This window comes from Pseudomonas sp. ES3-33 (assembly GCF_000952175.1).
GTDB lineage: Bacteria > Pseudomonadota > Gammaproteobacteria > Pseudomonadales > Pseudomonadaceae > Aquipseudomonas > Aquipseudomonas gregormendelii.
The window spans coordinates 1-6,754 of sequence record NZ_JZRI01000132.1; the positions used below are offsets into that span (position 1 = coordinate 1).

Genomic DNA, 6,754 nt, shown 5'->3' on the forward strand with positions numbered 1-6,754 from the left:
ATGGTGAGAGAGGCGATCCTAATCTACAACCAGGAGCGCCCGCACCTGTCCTTGAAATACAAAACGCCCGATGCGGTGCATCGGGCGTTGGGGTGAAACAGATGTAAACCTATTTCAGGACTAGACACACCAATCCCACAGTATTCTTGTATGCCCTTACATCTCCACCTGCGTCCCCAACTCAATCACCCGATTCAACGGCAGATTGAAAAACCGCAAATTGCCATTGGCGTTCTGCAACATGAATGCGAACAGCGCCTCGCGCCAGCGGGCCATGCCTTCGAGTTTGGAGGCGATCACCGTCTCGCGGCTGAGGAAGTAAGTGGTACGCATCGGGCTGAAGTCGAGGTCATCGAGATGGCACAGCTTCAGCGCTTGCGGCACGTCCGGCTCGTCGACGAAGCCAAAGTGCAGGATGACCCGGAAGAACCCCTCACCGTGGGACTCCACCTCAAAGCGTCTGCTCGGCGGCACCCGCGGGATATCCTCGTAGACCACGGTCAGCAGCACCACTTGCTCATGCAGCACCTGGTTGTGCAGCAGGTTGTGCAATAGCGCATGGGGTACGGCGTCCGGGCGGGCCGTCAGGAACACGGCCGTGCCCTGGACCCGGTGCGGTGGCTGCACGCTGATGCTGCTGATAAAGATCGGCAGCGGCAGGCCGCCCTCGTCCAAGCGCTCCACCAGCAACTGCTTGCCGCGCTTCCAGGTGGTCATCAGCACGAACAGGGCGATACCGGCAATGACCGGGAACGCCCCGCCCTGGACGATTTTCGGCACGTTGGCCGCGAAGTACAGACCATCCACCAGGAGGAAGCCAAACAACAGCGGCACGGCGAGCACCGGCGGCCATTTCCACAACAGCAGAATCACCGCCGCCACCAGAATGGTCGTCATCAACATGGTGCCGGTTACGGCCACGCCATACGCCGAGGCCAGCGCACCAGAGGACTCAAAGCCAAGCACCAGCAGGATCACGCCGACCATCAACGACCAGTTCACAGCGCCGATGTAGATCTGGCCCTGTTCGGCGCTGGAGGTGTGCTGGATGTGCATGCGCGGGATGTAACCCAGCTGGATCGCCTGGCGGGTCAGGGAGAACGCGCCGGAAATCACTGCCTGGGAAGCGATTACGGTGGCCAGGGTCGACAAGCCCACTAACGGGATCAACGCCCAGCTTGGCGCCAGTAGATAGAAAGGGTTGCGAGCGGCTTCAGGATCGCCAAGCAGCAAGGCACCCTGGCCGAAGTAGTTCAGCACCAAAGCCGGCAACACCAGGATGAACCAGGCGCGGGCGATAGGCTTGCGACCAAAATGCCCCATGTCGGCGTACAAGGCTTCGGCACCGGTCAAGGCCAGTACCACGGCACCGAGGATCGCCACGCCCATGCCCGGATGCACGATAAAGAAGCGCACGCCCCACACCGGGTTCATTGCCTGCAGCACTTCGGGGTGCTGCAAGATGCCGTGGACACCCAGGGCGCCGAGCACCAGGAACCAGGTGACCATGATCGGCCCGAACAGAATGCCGATGCGCGCCGTACCGTGCCGCTGAATCAGGAACAACCCCACCAGCACTACCAATGACAGCGGCACCACCCAGCGGTCGATGCCGTCGAAAGCCAGCCCAAGGCCTTCGATCGCCGACAGCACGGAAATCGCCGGGGTGATCATGCTGTCGCCGTAGAACAGCGCCGCGCCGATCAGGCCACAGACCACCAACAGGCTGCGCAACCTGGCATGCCCGGCTGCGGCGCGCCGGGCCAGGGCCGTCAGCGCCATGATCCCGCCCTCGCCCTGGTTGTCGGCGCGCAGCACGAACATCATGTATTTGATCGAGACCACCCAGATCAGCGACCAGAAAATCAGCGCCAGGATGCCCAACACCCCGTCGTGGTTGACCGGCACACCATAGCCACCGGAGAACACTTCTTTAAGGGTGTACAGCGGACTCGTGCCGATATCGCCGTAAACCACCCCGACCGCCGCGACCAGCATGCCGATCGGCTTTGCTGCCGAATGCTCGGCGCCCGCCGCCTGACTACTTGCCTGCCCCATCCAAAACTCCTGCTACTCAGACCTGGACTACTGATAAGAAGCACTATGCTCTGCCCTGAGCATGCGCTGTTTTACTTCACGTTACAGACGTTTTCTTGACTGTAAGTAATCGGTAAAGCATCAAGGCGCGAAGCATAGCGCAGCACTCGTCGCATTTCCCTGCATAAAGCTGGTCAAGCGCGCGTCCCATCGCTAGAATTGCGCACTTTTTGATCAGAGACGCCACAAAGCGTCCGTCAGCCGCCTCGCCCTACCGGGCGCAGTCGTCACAAATACCGAGGTTAGACATGTCCACCACTCCTGCGCCGGCCAATCCAAAAGTTGGCTTCGTATCCCTGGGTTGCCCCAAAGCATTGGTCGACTCCGAGCGCATCCTTACCCAGCTGCGCATGGAAGGTTATGACGTGGTGTCCACTTATCAGGACGCCGACGTGGTGGTGGTCAACACCTGTGGCTTCATTGACTCGGCCAAGGCCGAATCCCTGGAAGTGATTGGCGAAGCCATCAAGGAAAACGGCAAGGTTATCGTGACCGGCTGCATGGGCGTCGAAGAAGGCAACATTCGCAGTATTCACCCAAGCGTGCTGTCGGTGACCGGTCCACAGCAGTACGAACAAGTGGTCAACGCCGTGCACGACGCCGTGCCGCCGCGCCAGGACCACAACCCGCTGATCGACCTGGTGCCGCCACAAGGGATCAAACTGACCCCGCGCCACTACGCCTACCTGAAGATTTCCGAAGGCTGCAATCACAGCTGCAGCTTCTGCATCATCCCGTCGATGCGCGGCAAGCTGGTCAGCCGTCCCATCGGTGATGTGCTCGACGAAGCCCAGCGGCTGGTCAAGGCCGGCGTCAAGGAGCTGCTGGTGATCTCGCAAGACACCAGCGCCTACGGCGTCGACGTGAAGTACCGCACCGGTTTCTGGAACGGCGCCCCGGTCAAGACCCGCATGACCGAACTGTGCGAAGCCCTCGGCTCCATGGGCGTGTGGGTCCGCCTGCACTACGTTTACCCATACCCGCACGTCGACGAGCTGATTCCGCTGATGGCAGCCGGGAAAATCCTGCCGTACCTGGACATCCCGTTCCAGCACGCCAGCCCGAAAGTCCTGAAGTCGATGAAACGCCCGGCCTTCGAAGACAAGACCCTGGCGCGCATCAAGAACTGGCGCGAGATCTGCCCGGACCTGATCATCCGCTCGACCTTCATCGTCGGCTTCCCTGGCGAAACCGAAGAAGACTTCCAGTACCTGCTGAACTGGCTGACAGAAGCCCAGCTCGATCGCGTTGGCTGCTTCCAGTACTCGCCGGTCGACGGCGCTCCGGCCAACGACATGGACCTGGAGATCGTGCCCGACGACATCAAGCAGGATCGTTGGGACCGCTTCATGGCGCATCAGCAAGCCATCAGCTCGGCTCGCCTGCAAATGCGCGTCGGCCGCGAAATCGAAGTACTGGTCGATGAAGTCGACGAGCAAGGCGCCGTCGGCCGCTGTTTCTTCGATGCCCCGGAAATCGACGGCAACGTATTCATCGACAACGGCAGCAACCTGAAGCCGGGCGACAAGGTCTGGTGCAAAGTGACCGACGCCGACGAATACGACCTTTGGGCTGAACAGATCTAAAGCGAAAGATGTAAAAGCCCTGCTCTTGTGACGAGATGCGGGGCTTTTTTACGTCTATCGTTTGTGATGAAAGGATTCGTTACGTTTACTCCGCAAGAGGCAACAGGCCATGCGCCATCATTCGGTCATTCATACACCGAAACTCAGTGACTACACAGAACTCACAAAGGTCTGGGAAGACTCGGTGCGCGCCACCCATGACTTTCTGCCGCAAAGCTACATCGAACTGCTGAAGAACCTGGTGCTGACCCGCTACCTGGATGCAGTCATGCTGATCTGCACCAAGGACGCCCAGCAGCGCATCACCGGGTTTGCCGGGGTCGCTGGGGGCAAGATCGAAATGCTCTTCATCGACCCGGTTCACCGCGGCCAGGGCCTGGGCAAGCAGTTGTTGCGTTATGCCATGGAACACCTGAACGCCTATGAACTGGACGTCAACGAACAGAACCCGCAGGCGCTGGGGTTTTATTTCAAGCAGGGCTTCGAGGTCGTCGGTCGCACCGAGCATGACGGGATGGGGCAGCCTTATCCGTTACTGCATATGCGCTTGCGCCAAGACCAGCAACGCTCACAACATGCCTGACGCCATAAAATTCCTGTGGGAGCTGGCTTGCCAGCGATGCAGGCGCTGCGATGTGTCAGATGGACCGAGTGATGCAATCGCTGGCAAGCCAGCTCCCAAGGGAAATTGAACCGTATTGAAATGGACCCGCGATTAACCGGCGCCCAGCAGGTACAATGCCCACCCCTTTTTTGTTACGGCCCTGTCATGACTGACCCGATTCGTCTCTCCAAACGCCTCATCGAACTCGTCGGCTGCTCCCGTCGGGAGGCTGAGCTGTTCATCGAGGGCGGCTGGGTCACCGTGGACGGTGAAGTCATCGACGAGCCGCAATTCAAGGTCGACACCCAGAAAGTCGAGCTCGACCCCGAAGCCAAGGCCACTGCGCCGGAGCCGGTGACCATTCTGTTCAACGTCCCGGCGGGCATGGACGCGGAAACGGCCATGGGCACCATCAGCGCCGATACCCTGAGCGAAGAACACCGCTTCAGCAAACGCCCGCTCAAGGGCCACTTCCTGCGCCTGACCGCCAGCACCGACCTGCAGGCCAATGCCAGCGGCCTGCTGGTGTTCACCCAGGACTGGAAAATCCTGCGCAAGCTGACGGCCGACTCCGCCAAGATCGAGCAAGAGTATGTGGTCGAGGTTGAAGGCGACATGGTTGCTCACGGCCTTAACCGCCTCAACCACGGCCTGACCTACAAAGGTAAGGAGCTGCCGCCGGTGAAGGCCAGCTGGCAGAACGAGAATCGCCTGCGGTTTGCGATGAAAAATCCACAACCAGGCGTGATCGCCCTGTTCTGCCAGGCCGTTGGCCTGAAGGTCGTTGCCATCCGTCGCATCCGCATCGGCGGAGTGTCCATTGGCAAAGTGCCATTGGGGCAATGGCGCTACCTGTCCGGCAAAGAGAAGTTCTAGGCTTTTCACGCCGCCCTACATTTCGGCGCCGCGATTTGAGCGGCGCCCACTGCTGAATATCAGGACTGCACACCATGATCCACAACGACGTACTGCGCAGCGTGCGCTACATGCTCGACATCAGCGACAAGAAAGTCATCGAGATCATCAAGCTCGGCGGCATGGACGTGAGCCTGGAAGATCTGCTGACTTATCTGGACAAGAAAGAGGAAGACGAAGAAGGCTTCGTTCGTTGCCCGGATGAAGTCATGGCGCATTTCCTCGATGGCCTGGTGATCTTCAAGCGCGGTAAAGACGAAAGCCGTCCGCCACAGCCGATCGAAACGCCGGTCACCAACAACATCATCCTGAAGAAACTGCGCGTGGCCTTCGAACTGAAAGAAGACGACATGCACGCCATCCTCAAGGCTGCCGAGTTCCCGGTGTCCAAGCCTGAGCTGAGCGCACTGTTCCGCAAGCTCGGCCACACCAACTACCGCCCGTGCGGCGACCAGTTGCTGCGCAACTTCCTCAAGGGCCTGACCCTGCGCGTGCGCCCGCAATAATTGCAAGGCGGGAGCAAAACTTGCTCGCCCGCTCCCACAGGTTCTGTGGGAGCAAGGCTTGCCGGCGATGACGAACTGCCTGGCGCCACCGGTTAAAAGGTTGATCGGGTTATCATGCCTACCCATTCCCGCCTCGACCCCACCCCATGACCTACAGCGTTTCCCCTATTGGTTTCGTGCGCTCCTGTTTCAAGGAGAAGTTCGCCATCCCGCGCCAACCGCAACTGGCTCCTGCCGCACGCGGCGTATTGGAGTTGGTGGCGCCATTCGATCAGGGTGAGGCCGTGCAGGGCCTGGAGCAGGTCAGCCACGTGTGGCTGCTGTTCCTGTTCCACCAGGCGCTGGAAGACAAGCCACGGCTGAAAGTCCGCCCGCCTCGTCTGGGCGGCAACAAATCCATGGGGGTTTTCGCCACGCGCGCGACGCATCGACCCAATGGCATTGGCCAGTCAGTGGTCAAGCTGGACAAGGTCGAAGCCGATCGCCTGTGGATATCCGGCATCGATTTGCTCGATGGCACGCCGATTCTCGACATAAAACCTTACGTGCCTTACGCCGACATCATCGACACGGCCTCCAACAGCATCGCCAGCGCTGCGCCGCCTCTGATTGCCGTGCAGTGGGTGGATTCGGCGCTGCAGCAGGCCCATGGCCACGCTCAGCGGCTTGAGGAGCCCCTGGTCGAGCTTATCGAACAGTGTCTGGCACAGGATCCGCGCCCGGCGTACCAGACACCTGCACCACAGAGGGAATATGGCGCGCAGTTCTGGGATGTGGATGTGCGCTGGCATTACCCCGAGGCGGGCGTGATCCGCGTGCTCGAAGTCATACCCGCATCCAACTTGTAGATACTCTGTTACCGGTCAAGCTTTCAGCAGGTGTTTTTCGCTGAAAAGCTTGGCCGTGTCGAAATCTTCTTCTGCGCGTATGCACGCCCACAAGCCTGTCAGGTATTTGCGCATAACCGCGCAGATGGCCTGCATTTTTCGCTTTCCGCGTGCGATCAACGCATCATAAAAAGCCTTCACATTCGGGTCGCTGCGAAT

The 6,754-nt window shown here is 59.9% G+C and carries 6 protein-coding genes and 1 pseudogene; 5 read left to right on the forward strand and 2 right to left on the reverse strand.

What is annotated here, in order from left to right; all coding sequences use genetic code 11:
- Window positions 1–156: 156 nt before the first annotated feature.
- Complete coding sequence (locus tag UB23_RS22530; RefSeq protein ID WP_045061500.1) at window positions 157–2,058, reverse strand: potassium transporter Kup; 1,902 nt, start codon at window positions 2,056–2,058, stop codon at window positions 157–159.
- A gap of 287 nt (window positions 2,059–2,345) precedes the next feature.
- Here UB23_RS22530 and rimO point away from each other — a divergent pair, with 287 nt between their 5' ends.
- The 5 genes from rimO (at window position 2,346) to tsaA (ending at window position 6,556) form a co-directional block, all read left to right on the forward strand.
- Window positions 2,346–3,683, forward strand: a complete 1,338-nt coding sequence (gene rimO, locus UB23_RS22535) for a 30S ribosomal protein S12 methylthiotransferase RimO (protein ID WP_045061501.1) — start codon at window positions 2,346–2,348, stop codon at window positions 3,681–3,683.
- 109 nt (window positions 3,684–3,792) lie between these two features.
- Complete coding sequence (locus UB23_RS22540) at window positions 3,793–4,266, forward strand: GNAT family N-acetyltransferase (RefSeq protein WP_045061502.1); 474 nt, start codon at window positions 3,793–3,795, stop codon at window positions 4,264–4,266.
- A 186-nt stretch (window positions 4,267–4,452) separates the two neighbouring features.
- Window positions 4,453–5,163 carry an rRNA pseudouridine synthase gene (locus tag UB23_RS22545; RefSeq protein ID WP_045061503.1) on the forward strand — a complete coding sequence of 237 codons (711 nt, stop codon included), beginning with the start codon at window positions 4,453–4,455 and terminating at the stop codon, window positions 5,161–5,163.
- A 74-nt stretch (window positions 5,164–5,237) separates the two neighbouring features.
- On the forward strand, window positions 5,238–5,708 hold the full coding sequence (locus UB23_RS22550; protein ID WP_045061504.1) for a DUF1456 family protein: 471 nt from the start codon (window positions 5,238–5,240) through the stop codon (window positions 5,706–5,708).
- Between the two features lie 146 nt (window positions 5,709–5,854).
- A complete protein-coding gene (tsaA, locus tag UB23_RS22555; protein ID WP_045061505.1) occupies window positions 5,855–6,556 on the forward strand; it encodes a tRNA (N6-threonylcarbamoyladenosine(37)-N6)-methyltransferase TrmO in 702 nt (233 codons plus the stop codon).
- 15 nt (window positions 6,557–6,571) lie between these two features.
- Here tsaA and UB23_RS22560 read toward each other — a convergent pair.
- Window positions 6,572–6,754, reverse strand: a pseudogene (locus UB23_RS22560) (IS110 family transposase); the annotation flags it as partial.

Excerpts from the sequence above, each read along its gene's own strand:
- UB23_RS22545 (WP_045061503.1), top strand. The coding sequence starts at position 4,453 with ATGACTGACCCGATTCGTCTCTCCAAACGCCTCATCGAACTCGTCGGC.
- UB23_RS22550 (WP_045061504.1), top strand. The coding sequence starts at position 5,238 with ATGATCCACAACGACGTACTGCGCAGCGTGCGCTACATGCTCGACATC.
- UB23_RS22540 (WP_045061502.1), top strand. The coding sequence starts at position 3,793 with ATGCGCCATCATTCGGTCATTCATACACCGAAACTCAGTGACTACACA.
- rimO (WP_045061501.1), top strand. The coding sequence starts at position 2,346 with ATGTCCACCACTCCTGCGCCGGCCAATCCAAAAGTTGGCTTCGTATCC.
- tsaA (WP_045061505.1), top strand. The coding sequence starts at position 5,855 with ATGACCTACAGCGTTTCCCCTATTGGTTTCGTGCGCTCCTGTTTCAAG.
- UB23_RS22530 (WP_045061500.1), bottom strand. The coding sequence starts at position 2,058 with ATGGGGCAGGCAAGTAGTCAGGCGGCGGGCGCCGAGCATTCGGCAGCA.